Here is a 19,101-nt window from a genome sequence, read left to right on the forward strand (position 1 = left end):
CACCCGTGACCGTAGCGGCCACACCGGCACCCTCGCCCGCCACCGCGGGCGAGCAGTCCGGCGTACGCCTGGCGCGGTCGCGCCGCAACGCCGAGCTGTCCCTGCTGCTGCTCGCGATGGTGCTGGTGGCCGCGTACGGGGCGACCGTCGAAGCGAACCTGCTGGACACGGTCACCCCGGATTTCTGGATGCCCGCAGCCGCGCTCGGTGCGGTCTTCCTCGGGTTGCACCTGGTCATCCGGTTCCTCGCCCCGTTCGCCGACCCGGCCCTGCTGCCGGCGGTGGCCCTGCTCAACGGGCTCGGGGTGGGCTTCCTGCGTCGGATCGACCTCGGCGACGCCCCCGTGCCCGAGCGCGAGAGCCTGGCCATCTTCGCCGGGATCGGGGGGCGGCAGCTCGCGTGGACGCTCGCCTCGGTGATCCTCGCAGCCGGGCTGCTCGCCCTGATGCGCGACCACCGGTCGATCTCCCGGTACGCGTACACCCTGGGGTTGGCCGGCATCGTGCTGGTGATGCTCCCGGCGGTGCTGCCGTCGAGCATCTCCGAGATCAACGGTGCGAAGCTGTGGGTCCGGGTGGGCGGTTTCTCCATCCAGCCGGGTGAGTTCGCCAAGCTGGCGCTGCTGGTCTTCTTCGCCTACTACCTGGTCCGCAAGCGCGAGGTGCTCTCGCTGGCCAGTCGACGCTTCCTCGGCATCGACTTCCCCCGTGGCCGGGACCTCGGCCCGGTGGTCGGCGTCTGGTTGGTCAGCCTCCTCGTCCTGATCTTCGAGAAGGACCTGGGCACCTCGCTGCTCTACTTCGGCATGTTCGTGGTGACGCTCTACATCGCCACCGAACGGGTCAGCTGGCTGCTGATCGGCCTGGTCCTCTTCTTCGGCGGCGCCTATCTCGCCTACGTCCTCGGTTCGACGGTCGGCGGGCCGTTCGCCAACTTCTACGTGCGTGCGGAGATCTGGCTGGACCCGTTCGCCGACCCGACCGACAAGGGCTACCAACTCGTCCAGGGGCTGCTCGCCCTTGGCACGGGCGGGCTCTTCGGTGCGGGGCCGGGCGGCGGCCAGCCGGAGATCCTGCCCGAGGTGCAGAACGACTTCATCTTCGCCGGCCTCGGTGAGGAGCTCGGCCTCTTCGGCCTCTCCGCGCTGCTGGTCGTCTACCTGCTGATCGTGGAGCGAGGGTTGCGTGCCGCGCTCGCGGTCCGGGACTCGTTCGGCAAGCTGCTCGCCGGCGGTCTGGCGTTCACCCTCGGCCTCCAGGTCTTCGTGATCGTCGGTGGGATCAGCAAGCTCATCCCGCTGACCGGTCAGACCACCCCGTTCCTGTCCGCCGGTGGCTCGTCGTTGATGGCCAACTGGTTGCTCATCGCGGTGCTGCTGCGGGTCTCCGACGGAGCCCGCCGGCCGGTGGGCGGGAGCACCAGCAAGGCTGCCCGACCCACCGGTGGCCGGCCCGAGCAGCTGCACGGTGCTCCCACGGAGGTGATCAAGCCGTGAACGCACCACTGCGCCGCGTCGGCGTTGTCGTCATGGTCCTGTTCGGCCTGCTCTTCGCGAACCTCAACTGGGTTCAGTTCCAGAAGGCCGACGAATACCGCACCAGCGACTACAACGGTCGGGTCCAGGTCGCCGACTACAAGAGCAAGCGCGGCAACATCGAGGCTGGTGGCACCGCGCTGGCCACCAGCAAGGAGACCACCGGCAAGCTGAAGTTCCAGCGCACCTACCCGGGCGGCGCGAAGTACGCACACGTGCTCGGCTACAAGCCGGTCAACCTCGCCGAGACCGGCATCGAGCGCGTGGAGAACGACTTCCTGGCCGGCACCAGCGACAATTTGATCGGCGACCGGTTCAAGGACATGTTCACCGGCGACGACACCGGTGGCGGCAACGTGCTGCTCACGCTCTCCAAGCGGGCTCAGGACACGGCGTACGACCAACTGCGCAACAACCAGGTGGGGGCGAAGAAGGGCGCGGTGATCGCCATCGACCCGCGTACCGGCGCCGTTCAGGCGCTGGTCTCCATGCCCAGCTTCGACCCGAACCCGCTGGCCAGCCACGACGGCAGCGAGGCAACTGCGGCGTTCAACAAGCTGGAAAAGGACCCGGACGGCCCGCTGAAGAACCGCGCGCTCTCCGAGACGCTGCCGCCGGGCTCCACCTTCAAGATCGTGGTCGCCGCGGCAGCGCTGGAGAACGGGATCAGCAAGACCACCCAGATCCCGGCCGGATCCACCTGGACCCCGCCCACGTCGGGCACCCCGATCCGTAACGCCGCCGCCTCGATCTGCCCCGATCCGAAGGTCACCCTGCTGGATGCGGTCACCTACTCGTGCAACACCGGCTTCGCCCAGCTCGGTGTGCGGCTCGGTGCCGAGACCCTCAAGGAGAAGGCCCGGCAGTTCGGCTTCGAGCAGGAGGACCTCACCGTCGGTCAGCTCGGCGAGGGGGGCCTGCGCACGGAGGCCAGCCGGACCGGGGACATGCAGAACCCCGACGGCAGCACCGACCCGGCCGCGCTGGCCCAGTCCTCGATCGGCCAGAACAACGTCCGGATGACCCCGCTCGAAGGCGCCATGATCGCCGGCGCGGTCGCCAACAACGGCAGCCAGATGCGGCCGTACCTGGTGCGGCAGTTGCTCGCTCCGGACCGGACCACCAGCTACTACACCGCCAGCGCCCGTGAGCTGCGCCAGCCGGTCGACGCGCAGGTCGCTACCGACCTGCGCGAGATGATGGTCAGCGTGGTCGAGAACGGCACCGGGCGGAAGGCCGCGATCAACGGCTACACGGTCGGTGGCAAGACCGGCACCGCGCAGTCCGCTCCGGACCGGCCCGACCACGGTTGGTTCATCGGCTTCGCGCTGGACAAGAACGGCACTCCGGTCTCCGCGGTCTGCGTGATGTTGGAGCAGGCCGGCTCCGGCGGCAGCGCCGAGGCGGCCCGGATCGCCGGGCAGGTCATGAAGGCCGCCATCGCCGACCCCGGGGGTCGCTGATGCTGAGCCCCGGCGTTCAGCTCGGCAACCGCTACCGTCTCGACGAGCGGATCGCCAGCGGCGGCATGGGCGACGTCTGGCGCGGCACCGACCAGGTGCTCGGCCGGACGGTCGCGGTCAAGAGCCTGCTGCCCGCGCTGCTCGACGACCCGGACTTCGCCGAGCGGTTCCGCGGTGAGGCTCGCACCATGGCCACCATCAACCATCCGGGCGTGGTCGACGTCTACGACTTCGGCAACGACCAGCAGATCGCGTTCCTGGTCATGGAGTACGTCGAGGGCGACGCCCTGTCGTCCACGCTGAGCCGGGTCGGCCGGCTCACCCCGGCCCGGACGATGGCCCTCGTCGCGCAGGCCGCGGACGCGTTGCACGCGGCGCACGAGAAGGGCATCGTGCACCGCGACGTGAAGCCGGGCAACCTGCTGGTCCGACCGAACGGCACGCTGGTGCTGACCGACTTCGGCATCGCCCGCTCCGACATGGTCGGCCAGCTCACCGCCGCCGGTTCGGTGCTCGGCACCGCCTCGTACATCTCGCCTGAGCAGGCCACCGGCGGCGTGGCGACCCCGGCATCCGATGTGTACGCGCTCGGCGTTGTCGCCTACCAGTGCCTGGCCGGTCGGCGCCCGTTCGAGGGTGACAACCCGCTCGACATCGCGATGCAGCACGTGCGGGAGAAGCCCCGGCCGTTGCCCGCCGACATCCCGCCGCAGGTGCGCCAGGTGGTGGAACGGGCGCTGGCCAAGGACCCGGCCGCCCGGTGGCCGAGCGCCGCCGCACTCGCCGGGGTCGCCCGCCAGCTCAAGGTCACGCTCTCCCAGCAGGCCAGGGCCGGTGGCAACTCGGGGTCGGTCTCCGTGGCGCCGGCATCGCCCGCCGCGCCTGGCCGGGCCCAGGTGCCGCAGGCACACCAGATGCGCCCACCAGGCGCCCGCCCACCGGCCGCCGGGCCGAGGCCGACAGCGGTCGCGCCAGCCCAGCAGCAGCCGCGCCCCACCGCCGTCGCGCCGGCGGTCCAGCCCGCCCGGCCGCCGATGGCACCGAACGGGTATCCGCGCGGCGCCGCCTCGGTGCCGTCGGCACCGCCCCGCCAGGAACACTCACCGGCGTACGTCCGGCAGGCCGGCCCGTCGGTGCCGTCGCCCGGTCCCCGCCGGTCCCGGCCCGGGATGGTCCTTCTGGCCATCCTGCTGGCCGTGCTGGTCCTACTCTGCTCCGGCGTGATTTCCTACAACCTGCGGAAGCAGTCGCAGGCCGGTGAACACGCCGGGATGACTCCACGTGCCGTTACGTCCGGCGCGCTACGACTCGACGGGCGCGACGATCCGACCCGAACGTCGTACCGTCGGGAGGTACGACTCCAGCCGGGCAACGGCGGGACGACGACGAGCGAAGGACGACAGACGCGATGACAGCGCAGGCCCGCCTGCTCGGTGGCAGGTACCAGGTCGGCGAGCTGCTCGGCTACGGCGGCATGGCCGAGGTGCACCGCGGTCGCGACCTCCGGCTCGGTCGGGACGTCGCGATCAAGATGCTCCGTACCGACCTGGCCCGGGACGCGACGTTCCAGATGCGATTCCGTCGTGAGGCGCAGAACGCCGCCTCGCTCAACCACCCGGCGATCGTGGCGGTCTACGACACCGGTGAGGAGACCGCGCCGACCGGCGAGACACTGCCGTTCATCGTGATGGAGTTCGTCAACGGGCGGACCTTGAAGGAGGTCCTCGGCGCCGAGGGGCGGTTGCAGCCGCGCCGGGCGTTGGAGATCTGCGCCGACATGTGCGCGGCCCTGGAGTTCAGCCACCGGCACGGCATCATCCACCGCGACATCAAGCCGGGCAACGTGATGCTCACCCAGACCGGCCAGGTCAAGGTGATGGACTTCGGCATCGCCCGCGCGCTCGCCAGCGGTGCGACCACCATGACGCAGACCAGCGCGGTGATCGGCACGGCGCAGTACCTGTCCCCGGAGCAGGCGCGCGGCGAGGCCGTCGACGCCCGCTCCGACGTGTACGCGGCCGGCTGTGTGCTCTTCGAGTTGGTCTGCGGGCACCCGCCGTTCGTCGGGGACAGCCCGGTCAGCGTCGCCTACCAGCACGTACGGGAGACGCCGCCGACGCCGAGCGACATCAACCCGGATGTCACCCCGGCGATCGACGCGATCGTCCTGAAGGCGCTGTCGAAGAACCCGCTCAACCGCTACCAGAGCGCTGGCGAGATGCGGGCCGACCTGCTCCGTGCCGCCGCCGGCCGGCCCGTGCTGGCCACCCCGGTCATGACCGAGGCGGAGACGGTGGCGATGGCGCCGGCCGCGGGCCGGGGCGGCTACCCGGCTCCCGCCGGTGGGCCGCAGACCGGGCAGCTGGCCCGGGTGGGCGATCCGCGCCAACGCAAGGCGTCCTCCTGGCTGATCGCGACGTTCAGCGCGGTCGGCGTGCTGGCGGTGATCGCCCTGGTCGCGGCCCTGCTCTGGACCCAGCAGCAGGACAAGGCCAACAAGTCGGTGCCCGCCCTCACCGGCAAGAGCCAGGCCGTCGCGATCGCCGAGATCCGCAACGCCGGGCTCTCCCCGAAGGTGGGTGACCCGGTGCTGGCAAGCGACTGCACCAAGGGCAACGTCGTCAACCAGGATCCGGCGCCAGCCAGCCGACTGAAGCAGAGCGAAACTGTCACCATTCAGGTCTGTGGCGGCGTTCCCGAGGTGCGCGTTCCGGCCGGGCTCAAGGGCAGCAAGCGGGAGAGCGCCATCGCCCGGCTCACCGAGGCGAAGCTCAAGTACGACATCAAGACGGTGGACGACGAGGCCAGCCAGGACGAGGTTCTCAAAGTCGACCCGCCCGAGGGCGAGAGCGTCCCGGAAAACACGAAGATCACGCTCACCGTCTCGAACGGCAAGGTCCGTGAGGTGCCGGACGTCGTGGGGCTGAGCCAGGAGGAGGCCACCCGGGTCCTCCGGAACGACGGCTTCACGGTCGTCGTGCAGAACGGGCCGGAGGTGCCCGCTGCCGAGGCGGGAAAGGTCACCGACCAGAGCCCGAACGGCAGGGAGAAGAAGCCGACCGGCACGAGGGTGACCATCAAGGTGAGTCAGCCGGAGCCGGAGACCGACCCGACGCCCACCGTGACGCCGACGGTCACGCCGACGGCCACGCCGACCACTCCCGGCAACGGGGGCGGCATAGGTCTGCCGTTCCCGCCCCCGCCGACCCGGCTCCCCGAGAACTAGTCCGACGCCTCGGGCTCGGCCATCGGTATGACGGACGTCGAAGCCTCCGGGCCGGTGACCGGCCGGTTTCGTCGACTCCGCCGGGTGGTCGTCCTGGGCATCGCCGTGCTGATCCTCGTCAGCCTTCCGTGGCTGTGGACGACCTTCGCCGCGCGTGGCCACGTGCACGACGAGGCGGACGCGCCGTCCGCCGACGTGGTGATCGTCCTCGGCACCGCGGTGTCGGCCGATCGGCAGCGACCAGGTGATCGGCTCGCCGGTCGCCTGGATACCGCCGCAGCACTGGTGACCAGCGGACGGGCCACTGTCGTCCTCGTCTCGGGCGACGGCGGCGGCACATCGGGTGACGAGCCGGCCGTGATGACGTCGTACCTCACCGAGCGAGGTGTCGACCCGCGACGCGTCGTGGCCGACCCGTTCGGTCTGGACACCTACGACAGCTGCGCCCGGGCGCGTGAGGTGTACGGCGTCGAGCGGGCCCTGATCGTGACCCAGTCCTACCACCTGTCCCGGGCGGTGACGCTGTGTCGCCATCTCGGCCTCGACGTCGACGGGGTGGTCGCCCGGTGCGACGGTTGCGGCCCGGCCCTGCTGGCCGAGAAGTCGGTCCGTGACTACTTCGCCAGTGGCAAGGCGGCGTGGGATGCGCTCCGCGGCCGCGCGCCGGCGGTCCGCTCGCCCGCTGACCCGGCGGTCCAGAACGCGCTACGGAGCTGACCCGGGCTCGGGTGGCGGAGCCTCAGCTGGTGGCGAATGCGGCCAGTCGGCGGGCGTCGACCTCGGCGGCGAGCGCGGGTGCCCGCTCCAGCGCCTCCGGGTGACCGCAACCGGCCAGCCAGTTGGCCAGCATCAGGTGGCCGCCCTCGGTGAGCACCGACTCCGGGTGGAACTGGACGCCCTCGATGGGCAGCGTGCGGTGCCGCATCGCCATCACCACGCCGGAGCCGGTCCAGCCGGTCACCTCCAGCTCGTCGGGGAGCGTCTCGGGGAGCACGGCGAGTGAGTGGTACCGGGTGGCGGTGAACGGGTCGGGCAGGCCGGCGAGGACACCCATCGAGTTGTGCCGGACCTCGGAGGTCTTGCCGTGCAGCAGCTCGGGGGCGCGGGTCACGGTCGCCCCGAACGCCTCACCGATCGCCTGGTGGCCGAGGCAGACGCCGAAGATCGGAAGCTCGCCCGCGTACTCCCGGATGACGTCCAGGCAGATGCCGGCGCGGTCGGGGCTGCCCGGCCCCGGTGAGAGCAGAACGCCGTCCGCGCCGACCCTGCCCACCTCCGCGACGTCGATCTCGTCGTTGCGGCGGACCTCACAGTCCACGCCGAGCTGGCCGAGGTATTGCACGAGGTTGAAGACGAACGAGTCGTAGTTGTCGATCACCAGAACCCGCATGGTCACCTGCTCGGGGAGGACGGAACGGGATTGTTCTGGTCGGTGTCGTACGGCAGCTCGTGCTCGTCGCCGGCCGGCGTGTCCCCGGTCACCGGGGCGTTGTCGCCCGACTCCGAAGGAACGCCGGACTCGACCTGCACGTCGTCGAAGGGCAGCAGGGGCTCGGCCCAAGGGAAGGCGACATACCAGAGCAGGGCCACCGTGGCGGCCACCAGGAGCACCGAGCCGGTCAGCTTTCCGACCAGGCCGAAGGGCAGCTTGCGCCAGATGAACGCGTACATCGGATCAGCCTCCCAGCTCCGCCGGGCGGCCCGCTGACTTGGGTTGGGTGCGGTCCAGTTCGGCGTGGATGATCAGGCGCTGGTAGTTGTCGAACTTCGGGTTGCACGTGGTCAGGGTGAGCATCCGCTTGGTCGGCTTCTTGTCCGGATCGCCGGGCACCGGTGCCACCACTTCCACCTGTGTCGGTCGGACGATCCGCGACTGCGACACCCGGTAGACGTACCAGTCGGTCTTGCTCTCGACGACGATCGCGTCGCCGTCGTCGAGCTCGTCCAGTCGCCAGAAGGTGGCCCGGTTGCGGTGGCCGGCGACGGAGAAGTTGCCCACCTGGCCGGGTAGCGCACTGGCCGGGTAGTGGCCCGGGGCGTAGCGGATGTCCTGTTGGGTGACGCCCTCGACGACGACCCAGTTCTTGTCGAGCTTGGGGATGTAGAGGCCCGCGAGCGGCTTGCCGCGTACCGGTGGCGACGGTTTGACGCTCGGGCCGACCGATGGAGCCACTGTCGGGTCGTCGGTCGGGCCCCACTCCTGCGCGAGTTGGCTGTTGAGGTCGTTCTGGTGGGCGTCGACGATGGCCGACTTGCCCCAGACCTCGTAGCCGGCGAAGAGCAGCACGACGAGGCCGAAGGTGATCAGGACCTCGCCGGTGACGCGAATGCCGGTGCGGATCCGGGAGCCGAGCGACGGCCGGGTCAGCTCGGAGTAGACGCTCTTGTAGCCCTCGCCGGTCTGGTGTGGCCGGAGTTGGATGACCCGTTCGCCGCGCCGGGGTCGAGGAGGCTCGGCGGGGTTGTCGCCGCCACCGGTCTGATCGTCGGGGACCGAGGCGCGGGGCACGGCACCCATCAGCGCCGTCGAGTCCATGGCAGGCGGCCGGGCTGCGGGGGTGGCGGGCACGGTCGGAATCAACGCCGTGGCACCAGGGTCGACGGCGCGATCCGGCCCGGCCGGCGGGACTCGACCCGGCCCGGCCGGAGGGACACGGCCCGGGCCGGACGGGAAGAAGTTGTCCTGCCCGGCGGCCGACACGCGGTCGGGGGCGGCCGGTGAGATCGGCGCGGCCGGGGAGCCGGTGGGGCGTGCGGGTCGGGCGGGAACCTGGGGTATGAACGCGGTCGGCGAGTCGGCAACCGGCGGGGTAGAGGGGCCGGACGGGGCAGGCCGGCCCGGCGTGCCCGAGGTCGGGTGGGTCGGCATCCCGCCGGCAGCGCCCGGGCTGGCCGGGACCGCACCCGGCCGGTCGCCGGTCGCCGGTGGCGGAGTCGAGGCGGCTCCGGCCGGTCGCGTGGACGAGGCACTGGGCCAGGAGGGTCGGGTCGGGACGTTGCCGGGGGCAGCGGGTCGAACGGGGCCCTGGTTGATCGGGGTCGGCGGTGGGCCGGGGGGCGCCGAAGGGGGCAGGCCGGCTGCACCGTGCGGGCTCGGCCTGTGCGCCGTGTTGCCCGGCCAGGGCGGAGGCGCTTCGACACCTGGGCGACCCGGGGCCGGGTCGGGTCGGCTGGCGCCCGGTCGTCCCGGATGGTCGACACGTCCGGGATTCTCGGTGCGGCCAGGCGGGGGCACAGCAGGCCGGTCGTCCCGAGGAGGCTCGGCGGCGCGCAGCGGCTCCGGGGTGCGGGGAGGCTCTGGAATGCGGGGAGGTTCGGTGACGCGGGGAGGCTCGGTGGCGCGGGGAGCCTCGGGGTTGGTCAGCGGGCGCGGCGCAGCGGGTCTGCTCGGCAGCACCGGCTCGGGCCAGTTGCCGGTCGGGGTCGGCCGGGGTGCCGGCTCGGGACGGTCGACCTTGGGAAGGAAATCGGTCGGCTCGTCGGTCTGATTCCGGTGTCGCCCGTCGCGACGCTCGTCCGGCCCACTCATTTGGGCACCGTAGCCGAGCGCAGGGCGGTTGAGTCCTCAAATGCCGGGACCCGCACCGTGGAGGCCGTTTCCTTGTAACCGAGCTGGTAGTCGTCGACCGCGTCCTTGAACAACCGGACTCCCTCAGAGCTGGCGAGGGCCTGCTGGAGGGCAGCGGGATCGCCGATCGCCACGATCTTGAACGGTGGGGAGTACACCCGGCCATGGAGCAGCAGGGTGTTACCGACGCAGCGTACCGCGCTGGTCGCGAGCACGCGGACATTCATGATTGACATGGCCTCCGCTCCGCCGGCCCAGAGCGCGTTGACCACCGCCTGCACGTCAGACTGGTGCACCACCAGGTCGTCGTTGCTGGCGTCCGACTGGGTCTGGTCGAGCTGCGGCGCGTCGTTCAGCTCCACTGTCACCCCGGGGCCGGCGAGGGCGGTGAACCCGGCGGCCTGGAGGCTGCCCTGGGCGCGATTCTGCTGACTCTTGATCGGGGTGTCCGAGCCGGCGAGCGTGTTGGTGCGTTGCTCGACCTCGCCGCGTAGCGTGGCGGCCCGTCGCTCGCTCGCCGCCACCTGCTCGCGCCGCTCCTCGATGAGCTGGTTGAGCTGGGGTCGCCGGTCCTCGCGCAGGGCGGTGCCGTCGGCTGTGGTCGCGGAAGTGGTGAAGAGCAGCCCCGCCGCGGCGGCGATCAGGGGCACCCCGATCGACCAGCCCGGACGCCGTTGACGCGGTCGCCGGGGCAGCAGCCCGGCGGCGGCCCGGCGCAGGACCTTCTGCCAGGAGGTTGCGCCGGATGTGTACTCCACCGAGCGTTCCTTCCGCGTATCAGGGATCGGTCCGCTCCGGCCGGGCCGGTGATGCGAACAGTCCCGCCTCTTTCGGTCACTCCGTGCACCGGCCTGACCCCATTCGTGGTCCGGGCGGGCAATCGGGACTACGCTAGCTCTCGAACATTATTGGCCATGGACCGTCGCCCCGGCGCCCGGTTGTCAGGCCGGACGAGGTCGTCACCCCTCTGGAGAGCGCCGTGCCCAAGTCTCAGGTCCGTAAGAAGAAGGTGTACACCCCGCCGACGGACGTCCGTCCGACGACGACGGCGTCGTCGCGCAAGCCTAGCCCGGTGTGGTTGCCGGTCACCGCGGTCGCCTTGATCGTCGCCGGGATCGGCTGGCTGGTCGTCTACTACCTGTCTGAGCAGGAGTACCCGGTCATGGCGTGGGGTTACTGGAACCTTGCGGTCGGCTTCGGCGCGATGGTCGCCTCGCTGGCGCTGCTCTCCCGCTGGCGCTGAGCCGGCTCGGCGTCGCCGCACCGGCGGTTTCGCATCACCTCATCGAGCCCCTGCCCGGCAAGATCGGGTGGGGCACCCTATGGTGTCCGCAGGCAGCGTGGCCTACTGCGAGATGACTCACGTTACTGCTGGGTAACCTTCGCGTAGGCTGCACTGCATGACCGAGCGCAGCGAGGTCATCAGGTAGCAGACCGGGGAGGCCAACTCGATGGGCAGCGTCCAGATCGTCACCACGATCCTCGCGGCCGCCATCACCGCTGTGGCGGTGTGGCTTGCGGTGCGTGCGGTCCTGAAGATGACGGCAGTCATCCGGCTCGGTCAGCCCGCGCCGGAGCGGTTCACGGACAAGGGCGCCCGCACGAAGACGATGCTGGTGGAGACCGCCGGCCACACGCGGATGCTCAAGTGGGGCGTGGTGGGTGCCGCCCACTGGTTCGTGATGGTCGGTTTCATCGTGCTGTCGCTGCTGGTGCTCGAGGCGTACTTCGAGGTGGTCACTCCGACCGGCGGGCTGCCGATCATCGGGCACTGGACGATCTTCGGCCTGGCCACCGAGGTCATCACCGTGCTGGGCCTGGTCGGCATCCTGGTGCTGATGGCGATCCGGCTGCGCAACCGGCCGAACCGGCCGGGCGGTCGCTCCCGGTTCACCGGCTCGACGATGTGGCAGGGCTACTTCGTCGAGTGGATCGTGCTGCTGGTCCTGATCTTCGGCTTGCTGATCCGCGGTTTCAAGGTCGCCACCGACCACTTCGAGTACCCGTTCTGGGCCACTCCGGTCAGCCACGCCGTCGGCGCGGTGCTGCCCGACTGGCAGGACGGTACGAGCGTCGCCGCTGTCATCAAGATCATTATCTCGATGACCTGGCTGATCGTCATCTCGCTGAACGTCACCATGGGTGTCGCCTGGCACCGTTTCCTGGCGTTCCCCAACATCTTCTTCAAGCGCGAGCCGGCCCGGCCGGCCGGCTCCGGCCTCGGGGCGCTGCGCCCGATGACGAGCCAGGGCAAGCCGCTCGACTTCGAGGAGGCCGACCCCGAGAAGGACCAGTTCGGCGTCGCCCACGTCGAGCAGTTCAGCTGGAAGGGTCTGCTGGACTTCAGCACCTGCACCGAGTGCGGTCGCTGCCAGTCGCAGTGCCCGGCCTGGAACACCGGCAAGCCCCTGTCGCCCAAGCTGCTCGTGCTGAGCCTGCGCGACCACGCCTACGCCAAGGCGCCCTACCTGCTGGCCGGTGGCGGCAAGGACCTGACCGGCGAGGAGAAGGCCACCCAGGCGCAGCTCGCGCACCTGGACGTGCTGGCCCTGGCCGAGGCCGACAAGCCGTTGATCGGCACCGCCGAGGAGGGCGGTGTCATCGATCCGGACGTCCTCTGGTCCTGCACCACCTGCGGCGCCTGCGTCGAGCAGTGCCCGGTGGACATCGAGCACGTCGACCACATCGTCGACATGCGCCGTTACCAGGTGCTGATCGAGTCGAGCTTCCCCTCCGAGGCCGGCGTGATGCTGCGCAACCTGGAGAACAAGGGCAACCCGTGGGGCGCCCCGCAGAACACCCGCGAGGACTGGACCAAGGGCCTGGACTTCGAGGTGCCCCGGGTCGGCGAGGTGGACGACTTCGAGTACCTGTTCTGGGTCGGCTGCGCCGGCGCGTTCGAGGACCGGGCCAAGAAGACCACCCGGGCCGTGGCCACCCTGCTCAACGAGGCGGGGGTGAAGTTCGCGATCCTGGGCGAGGGCGAGACCTGCTCCGGTGACCCGGCGCGGCGGATCGGCAACGAGTTCGTCTTCCAGATGCTCGCCCAGCAGAACGTCGAGACGCTGAACGAGGCGTTCGAGGGTCGGGAGAAGGCCAAGCGCAAGATCGTGGCGACCTGCCCGCACTGCTTCAACACCCTGGGCAACGAGTACGGCCAGCTCGGCGGCGAGTTCGAGGTGGTCCACCACACCCAGTTGCTGGCCCACCTGGTGTCCACCGGCAAGCTCACCCCGGTGCAGCCGGTCGACGGTGGGGTCACCTACCACGACCCCTGCTACCTGGGCCGGCACAACCGGGTCTTCGCGGCCCCCCGTGAGGTGCTCGGGGACGCCATCGAGGGCGACCTCACCGAGATGCCGCGCAACAGCGAGCGTTCCTTCTGCTGCGGCGCCGGCGGTGCCCGGATGTGGATGGAAGAGAAGATCGGCAAGCGGATCAACGTGGACCGGGTCGAGGAGGCCATGGCCACCGGCGCGAAGACGGTCGCCGTCGGCTGCCCGTTCTGCTCGACGATGCTCAACGACGGCGTCAACGGCAAGGGCGCCGGCGAGCAGGTCGAGGTGATCGACGTGGCGAGCGTGCTGCTCCGCTCGGTCAAGCCGGAGCAGCCGCAGGGCGGCAAGGAGACGGCGCCGGTCGGCTGAGGCGCGTACATCTGGGATCTGAACATCGACGGCGGCGGCCCCCGAGGGGCCGCCGTCGTCGTGCAAGAATCTCGCCGAGGTGAGGCGACATCGACGGCCTACTCTTGACGACGCTGCTGCCCCTGGTCGGGTTCGTTGCCCTGACCGCGGGCAACGCGTTCTTCGTCGCGGCCGAGTTCGCCCTGGTCACGGTCGACCGCGCGGAGATCGACCGGCGGGCCGCCGCGGGCGACCAGGCCGCCCTGACGGTACGCGCTGCGCTGCGTGAGCTCTCCTTCCAGCTCTCCGGCGCACAGCTCGGCATCACCATCACCGCGCTGCTCACCGGCTACCTGGCCGAACCGGCCCTGGCCCGGCTCTTCACCCCGCTGCTGCGCCCGCTGGTCGGGGAGAACACCGGGCGCTACACCCCGTTCCTCGCGTTGGCCCTGGCGACGCTGATCTCCATGCTCTTCGGTGAGTTGGTGCCGAAGAACGCGGCGCTGGCCCGACCCATGCCGGCGGCGCTGGCCACGGCCGGGCCGATGCACACCTTCTCCCGGACGTTCGGCTGGCTGATCCGGGGGCTGAACGGCTCGGCGAACCGACTGGTCCGGGCGCTCGGTGTCGAGCCGCAGGAGGAGCTGGCCAGCGCCCGCTCACCGGAGGAGCTGGGCCTGCTGGCGGCCATCTCGGCCCGGGCCGGTGCGTTGCCGACGGACACCGCCATGCTGCTGCGCCGCACGATCCGGTTCGGCGACAAGCGGGCCGCCGAGGCGATGACCCCCCGGGTGGACGTGGTCGCGCTGCGCGTCACGGCCACCGTGGCCGAGCTGCTTGAGGAGTCCCGGCGGACCGGACGGACCCGCTTCCCGGTGTACGAGGAGACGCTGGACCTGGTGACCGGCGTGGCCGGGGTGCCCGACGCGCTGGGCGTGCCGCTGGCCGAGCGTGCGTCGACCATGGTCGGGTCGGTGGCCCGCGAGCCGGTGTACGTGCCGGAGAGCCTCGACCTGGACGGCGTCCTGGCCGCGTTGAAGGCGGCAGGCGCCGATCTGGCCATCGTGGTCGACGAGTACGGCGGGACGGACGGCGTGGTGACGATCGAGGACCTCGTCGAGGAGCTGGTCGGGGAGATCGCCGACGAGTTCGACCCGGCCAGCGTGGACGACGCTGACGCGGGCGAACTGACCGTGCCCGGCGGTGAGCGCACCGTGCTGGTCGACGGGGTGCTCCGCTCCGACGAGGTGGCCGAGCAGACCGGCTTCCGGCTGCCCGAGGGCCCGTACGAGACGTTGGCCGGGTTCCTGATGGCTCGGCTCGGGCACATTCCGCTGGCCGGCGAGACGGTCGAGGCGGACGGCTGGGAGTTCACAGTGGTGGAGGTGGAGCGGCACCGGATCGAGCAGGTCCGGGTGTTGCGCCCGGCGGAGCCGGACGACGATGACTGAGCTGTTGGTGACAGTGCTGCTGCTGCTCGGCAACGGGTTCTTCGTGGGCAGTGAGTTCGCGCTCATCGCGTCCCGCCGGACGGTGATCGAGCCGCTGGCCGCCGGATCGAAGCGGGCCCGCTGGGCGTTGTCGGCGATGAACCAGATCCCGCTGATGATCGCGGGCGCGCAGCTCGGCATCACGGTCTGCTCGCTGGGTCTGGGCGCGATCGCCGAGCCGGCGCTGGCCCACCTGCTGGAGCCTCCGTTCCACGCGGCCGGGCTGCCCGAGCGGGCGGTGCACCCGGTGGCGTTCGTGCTGGCACTGGGCGTGGTGGTCTTCCTGCACACCGTCGTCGGCGAGATGGTGCCGAAGAACATCACGCTGGCCGGTCCGGAGGTCTCGGCACTGTGGCTCGGCCCGGCGATGCTGGCGTTCTGTGTGGCCACCAAGCCGCTGCTGCTCGCGATGAAGTGGGCGGCCCGCCGCGTCCTCGCGTTCTGGCGTATCGAGGCGTCCGAGGCGGTGAAGACGGTGTTCACCGCCGAGGAACTGGCCGGGCTCGTCTCCCAGGCGCGTACGGAGGGTCTGCTCGACGAGGAGCAGCACGCCCGGATCACCGGCGCCCTGGCCCTGCACAGCCGCACGGCGGCGGACGCGCTACAGCCGTGGTCGACGGTGGTGACGGTGGCCGAGGACGTCTCACCGGCGTCGCTGGAGGTGTTGGCGACCCGGACCGGCCGGTCCCGGTTCCCGGTGGTGCAGCGGTCGACCCGTCGGGTGCTCGGCTTCGTGCACGTCAAGGACGTGCTCGGGTACGCCGGGCAGGGTCGCCGGTCGCCGGTGCCGGCCCGGGTCTACCGACCGCTGGCGGTGGTGCCGCCGGAGCGTACGCTGGCCGATCTGCTGCTGGCCATGCGCCGCGAGCGGCGGCACATGGTGCTGGTCAGCGACGGCCGGCGCCCTCTCGGCGTGGTCACACTCGACGATGTATTGACCGCAATCGTTGGCTAATCGGCGAATACCCTTGGTGTGCAAGCGGTTGCACGACAGTGACGGTTACTGCGCTCACCTTGATAACCGCTCCGAGCTTCCCTAATGTGAGGCACCGACCGCTGTGGGTCGTCTGCCTCGGCCCTTCCCTCACGCGAGGCGCCCGGCGGTCGGTTGCAAAGGAGTCGATGCCGGTGGCAACCATGCCCCCTCATCGTCACGGCCTGAACACGTCTGCTCGGTCAGGTGGCCTGCGCCGCGGCGTCCACCGTCTGCTCGTCCTGGTCGCCGCCGCCGCAGTCGGCGCCGGTCTGCTCGCCGCACCGGCTCACGCCGATCCGACGGTCGACGAGATCGAGGCGCAGATCGACAAGAAGTGGGAGCAGCTGGAGCCCACCATCGAGCAGTACAACAAGGTCCGGGCGCAGCTGAAGGTCAATCGACAGAAGTCGGCGGGCCTGCAGAAGAAGATCGAGCCGCTGGCGCTCCAGAGCGAGCTGGCGCTCAACCGGGTCGGCGACCTCGCCTCCCGCTACTACATCTCCGGACCGTCGCACGACATCGGCTCGCTGCTGGTCAGCGTCAAGCCGGACACGCTCGCCGAGCAGCTCACCGTGCTCGATCGGCTGGCCGCGCAGGAGCGCAAGGAGGTCGAGGGCGTGCTGGCCGTGCGGGCCAAGTACGACGGCGAGAAGCAGAAGCTGGACGAGCTGATCGTCACCCAGACCAAGCAGCAGAACGACCTGGCGGCCAAGAAGAAGCAGATCGACGCCGAGATCAAGCAGCTCGAGGCGTCGATGCCCAAGACCACGGTAAAGACCGCGGCCTGCCCGACCATCAACGGAGTGGTCAGCGAGGCCGCCCGCACCGCGATCAAGACCGCCTGCGGCAAGGTCGGCAAGCCGTACGTCTGGGGTGCCACCGGCCCGAACTCGTTCGACTGCTCGGGGCTGACCCAGTACGCCTACAAGGCGGCCGGGATCTCCCTGACCCACCACACCGGTGACCAGTGGAACGAGGGCAAGGCGGTTGCGCGAGCTGATGCTCGCCCCGGTGACCTGGTCTTCTTCTTCTCCGGGCTGAGTCACGTCGGGCTCTATCTGGGTAACAACCAGATGGTGCACGCGCCACGTGCCGGCAAACCGGTGCAGGTGTCCAGCATCAACACCATGCCGGTCGCCGGGTTCCGCAGACCTGGCTGATCCAGATCACGCACTGACGGCCCCCGGTCACCGACCGGGGGCCGTCGTTGTTCGTCAGCGGGGCGCGCCCACCGGGGAGGGCAGCAACTGCACGTCAGCGAGATCGACGTACATGATGCGGTGGCCGAACTGGATCTGCGCGTAGCGGTTCTTGCCGCGGATCACCGTCCAGTCGCCCGGCGACGAGCCGTCGAACGTGCTGGCCCGGTAGTACTCGCCGGCCAGCACCGCGCCGACTGCGTACCGCTGTCCGGCGGCCAGGGTGTACTGCAACGGCGAGATCGTCTGGTAGGGCACCCCGTCCGGGTACGCCGCCTCCTCCGGGTACGCCCTTCCGTACACGGGGATGGTCGTCCGACCGGGCTTCGGCGTGGCCACGACGCCGACGGTCCAACTGGCGGTCGGCGCGGACGCCGGGTTGTGGAACCAGGCCCGCTGCCCGAGGTACCAGATGGCGGTCCAGTCGCCCTGCCGTCCGGCGAGCGCGTACGTCTGCCCGGCTGATGCCCGGGCCCCGTGGTCCGACACGGCCATCGTGTTCGGGGTGCCGTCCGGTCGGAGCGCGATGTCGTTGACCAGCGGCGCGTCCGCGGACGGTGCGCTCCGCAGCACGACCGACGAGGAGCCGCGCGGCGCGCACGGGACGCCCGCAGTGACGCAACCGGTGAACGCCGGCTGGTTGGTGGCGTAGTCCGGGTCGATCCGGACCAGCCCGGTGGCCGGGGTGCCGGTGTCCAGCCGAGGTGCGTGCAGCAGGTCGAAGTAGTGCGTCCAGTCCCAGTACGGGCCCGGGTCCCAGTGCATCCCCCGCACGGTCGAAGCGACGGTGCCGGGCACGTTGTCGTGGCCGATGATGTGCTGGCGGTCCAGCGGGATGCCCAACCGCAGCGCCAGGTGCCGCACCAGTTTCGCCGAGGTCCGGTACATCGCCTCCGTGTACCAGGTGCCCTGCGCGGCGAAGCCCTCGTGTTCGAGACCGATCGACTTGGCGTTGACGTACCAGTTGCCCGCGTGCCAGCCGACGTCCTTGGTCTTGACGTGCTGGGCGATGTGCCCGTCGACCGAGCGCAGCGAGTAGTGCCAGCTCACGTACGTCGGGTCCTGGACGAGTTTCAGGGTCGTCGCCCAGCTCGCCTCGGTGTCGTGGATGACGATGTACTCGATCTTCTGCCGGGCGGGCCGGTCGGAGAGGTCGTGGTTGCCGTAGTCCCCGTCGCCGAACGCCTCGTAGGGTGCCGGGATCCACTCGCAGGAGATGGTGCGCGGGCACTCCAGCCCGTCCGGGCGGGCCAACCGGCGCAGGCCCAGCCGGTCCAACCGGGAGCGCTCGGGCTGTACCGCGCGCGCCGGCAGGGTGATCCGCTGGCCGTCGTCGGTCATCCGGGACTCGCCCGCGGCGATGGTGGTGAAGACCTCGTCGGCGAAGGCCGCGGCGGCGTCGGCGCTGTCCGCACCGGCGTAGCGGGCCACCGCGCCGTACCAGGCCGCCGGGTCGGTGTCCGCTCCGACCGGCGCACCCAACTCCCGCTGGTACGCGCTGAGCAACGCGGCCCCACCCCGGATGTTGACCGCCGCGTCGGTGCGCAGCGCCTCGGGGGTGGCACCGGTCAGTGCGGCCGCCGCGTCCACGGTCTGCAACGCGGCGGCGGTCGGTGCGGGTGCCTCGACGGGTCGGGGCGCGGGCACCCGGGAGGGCCGGGAGTCGTCACCGCGTGGGTCCTCGGCGCCGGCGTCGTGGTGGCCGCGCCCGGGTAGAGCGGCAACGTGGCGGGCATCGGTCAGGTGCATCGGGCCGTAGCCGCCGCTCGTGCTCGGTGTGCCGGCGTTGCTGTCCCAGCGGGACTCCAGATAGGAGACGCCGAGCAGCACGCCCGTCGGCACGCCGTACTCGGTCGCCGCGGCGGCGTACTGCTGCTGGCGATCGGCGGTGGGTGCGGCGTTGGCGGCCGTGGAGAGTGGCACCGCGCTCGCGGCGGCGACGACGGTCGTGGCGAGCAGCGCGCGCCAGCCGGCCGACACGGTTGGATGGTGCATCGAACCCCCTAGATTCTCGCGGG

At 70.8% G+C, this 19,101-nt stretch carries 15 protein-coding genes; 10 read left to right on the forward strand and 5 right to left on the reverse strand.

Annotated elements, in window-relative coordinates; all coding sequences use genetic code 11:
- Nucleotides 1-5: 5 nt before the first annotated feature.
- The 5 genes from KBX46_RS07615 to KBX46_RS07635 are packed head-to-tail and all read left to right on the forward strand — an operon-like array spanning nucleotide 6 to nucleotide 6,941.
- A complete protein-coding gene (locus tag KBX46_RS07615) occupies nucleotides 6-1,496 on the forward strand; it encodes an FtsW/RodA/SpoVE family cell cycle protein (RefSeq protein ID WP_088950853.1) in 1,491 nt (496 codons plus the stop codon).
- Nucleotides 1,493-2,998, forward strand: a complete 1,506-nt coding sequence (locus KBX46_RS07620; RefSeq protein WP_210791848.1) for a penicillin-binding protein 2 — start codon at nucleotides 1,493-1,495, stop codon at nucleotides 2,996-2,998. The genes KBX46_RS07615 and KBX46_RS07620 overlap by 4 nt, the downstream gene beginning before the upstream one ends.
- Nucleotides 2,998-4,410, forward strand: a complete 1,413-nt coding sequence (locus tag KBX46_RS07625) for a serine/threonine-protein kinase (RefSeq protein ID WP_210791857.1) — start codon at nucleotides 2,998-3,000, stop codon at nucleotides 4,408-4,410. The genes KBX46_RS07620 and KBX46_RS07625 overlap by 1 nt, the downstream gene beginning before the upstream one ends.
- Nucleotides 4,407-6,224 (forward strand): Stk1 family PASTA domain-containing Ser/Thr kinase, encoded by a 1,818-nt coding sequence (pknB, locus tag KBX46_RS07630; RefSeq protein WP_210791859.1) that lies wholly within the window; start codon nucleotides 4,407-4,409, stop codon nucleotides 6,222-6,224. The genes KBX46_RS07625 and pknB overlap by 4 nt, the downstream gene beginning before the upstream one ends.
- Before the next feature lie 27 nt (nucleotides 6,225-6,251).
- Complete coding sequence (locus KBX46_RS07635) at nucleotides 6,252-6,941, forward strand: vancomycin high temperature exclusion protein (protein ID WP_210791861.1); 690 nt, start codon at nucleotides 6,252-6,254, stop codon at nucleotides 6,939-6,941.
- A gap of 22 nt (nucleotides 6,942-6,963) precedes the next feature.
- Here KBX46_RS07635 and KBX46_RS07640 read toward each other — a convergent pair whose 3' ends face one another.
- The 4 genes from KBX46_RS07640 to KBX46_RS07655 are packed head-to-tail and all read right to left on the reverse strand — an operon-like array spanning nucleotide 6,964 to nucleotide 10,550.
- The gene (locus KBX46_RS07640) at nucleotides 6,964-7,614 is read right to left on the reverse strand and encodes an aminodeoxychorismate/anthranilate synthase component II (protein WP_210791863.1); all 651 of its coding nucleotides are present in this window, start codon (nucleotides 7,612-7,614) and stop codon (nucleotides 6,964-6,966) included.
- A 2-nt stretch (nucleotides 7,615-7,616) separates the two neighbouring features.
- Nucleotides 7,617-7,895, reverse strand: coding sequence for a hypothetical protein (locus tag KBX46_RS07645; RefSeq protein WP_210791865.1), 279 nt, complete (start codon nucleotides 7,893-7,895; stop codon nucleotides 7,617-7,619).
- A 4-nt stretch (nucleotides 7,896-7,899) separates the two neighbouring features.
- The gene (locus tag KBX46_RS33265; protein ID WP_210791867.1) at nucleotides 7,900-9,753 is read right to left on the reverse strand and encodes a class E sortase; all 1,854 of its coding nucleotides are present in this window, start codon (nucleotides 9,751-9,753) and stop codon (nucleotides 7,900-7,902) included.
- Nucleotides 9,750-10,550, reverse strand: a complete 801-nt coding sequence (locus KBX46_RS07655; protein ID WP_210791869.1) for a DUF881 domain-containing protein — start codon at nucleotides 10,548-10,550, stop codon at nucleotides 9,750-9,752. Before KBX46_RS07655 ends, KBX46_RS33265 begins: the two co-directional genes overlap by 4 nt.
- A 221-nt stretch (nucleotides 10,551-10,771) precedes the next feature.
- Between KBX46_RS07655 and KBX46_RS07660 the strand changes: the two genes are divergently transcribed.
- The 5 genes from KBX46_RS07660 (at nucleotide 10,772) to KBX46_RS07680 (ending at nucleotide 17,044) form a co-directional block, all read left to right on the forward strand.
- Nucleotides 10,772-11,035, forward strand: coding sequence for a cell division protein CrgA (locus tag KBX46_RS07660; RefSeq protein ID WP_088950861.1), 264 nt, complete (start codon nucleotides 10,772-10,774; stop codon nucleotides 11,033-11,035).
- A gap of 208 nt (nucleotides 11,036-11,243) precedes the next feature.
- Nucleotides 11,244-13,439 (forward strand): (Fe-S)-binding protein, encoded by a 2,196-nt coding sequence (locus KBX46_RS07665; protein ID WP_088950862.1) that lies wholly within the window; start codon nucleotides 11,244-11,246, stop codon nucleotides 13,437-13,439.
- A gap of 104 nt (nucleotides 13,440-13,543) precedes the next feature.
- Nucleotides 13,544-14,869 carry a hemolysin family protein gene (locus tag KBX46_RS07670; protein WP_231927178.1) on the forward strand — a complete coding sequence of 442 codons (1,326 nt, stop codon included), beginning with the start codon at nucleotides 13,544-13,546 and terminating at the stop codon, nucleotides 14,867-14,869.
- Nucleotides 14,862-15,863: a hemolysin family protein gene (locus KBX46_RS07675; protein WP_088950863.1), complete on the forward strand. Its 1,002-nt coding sequence runs from the start codon at nucleotides 14,862-14,864 to the stop codon at nucleotides 15,861-15,863. Before KBX46_RS07670 ends, KBX46_RS07675 begins: the two co-directional genes overlap by 8 nt.
- A 167-nt stretch (nucleotides 15,864-16,030) precedes the next feature.
- Nucleotides 16,031-17,044 (forward strand): C40 family peptidase, encoded by a 1,014-nt coding sequence (locus KBX46_RS07680; RefSeq protein WP_210791871.1) that lies wholly within the window; start codon nucleotides 16,031-16,033, stop codon nucleotides 17,042-17,044.
- 54 nt (nucleotides 17,045-17,098) lie between these two features.
- Here the strand turns inward: KBX46_RS07680 and KBX46_RS07685 are convergent, their stop codons facing one another.
- Nucleotides 17,099-19,078 (reverse strand): N-acetylmuramoyl-L-alanine amidase, encoded by a 1,980-nt coding sequence (locus KBX46_RS07685; protein WP_210791873.1) that lies wholly within the window; start codon nucleotides 19,076-19,078, stop codon nucleotides 17,099-17,101.
- Nucleotides 19,079-19,101 lie beyond the last annotated feature (23 nt).

The sequence above is a fragment of the Micromonospora sp. C81 genome, assembly GCF_018070425.1.
GTDB classification, from domain to species: Bacteria; Actinomycetota; Actinomycetes; order Mycobacteriales; family Micromonosporaceae; genus Micromonospora; species Micromonospora zamorensis.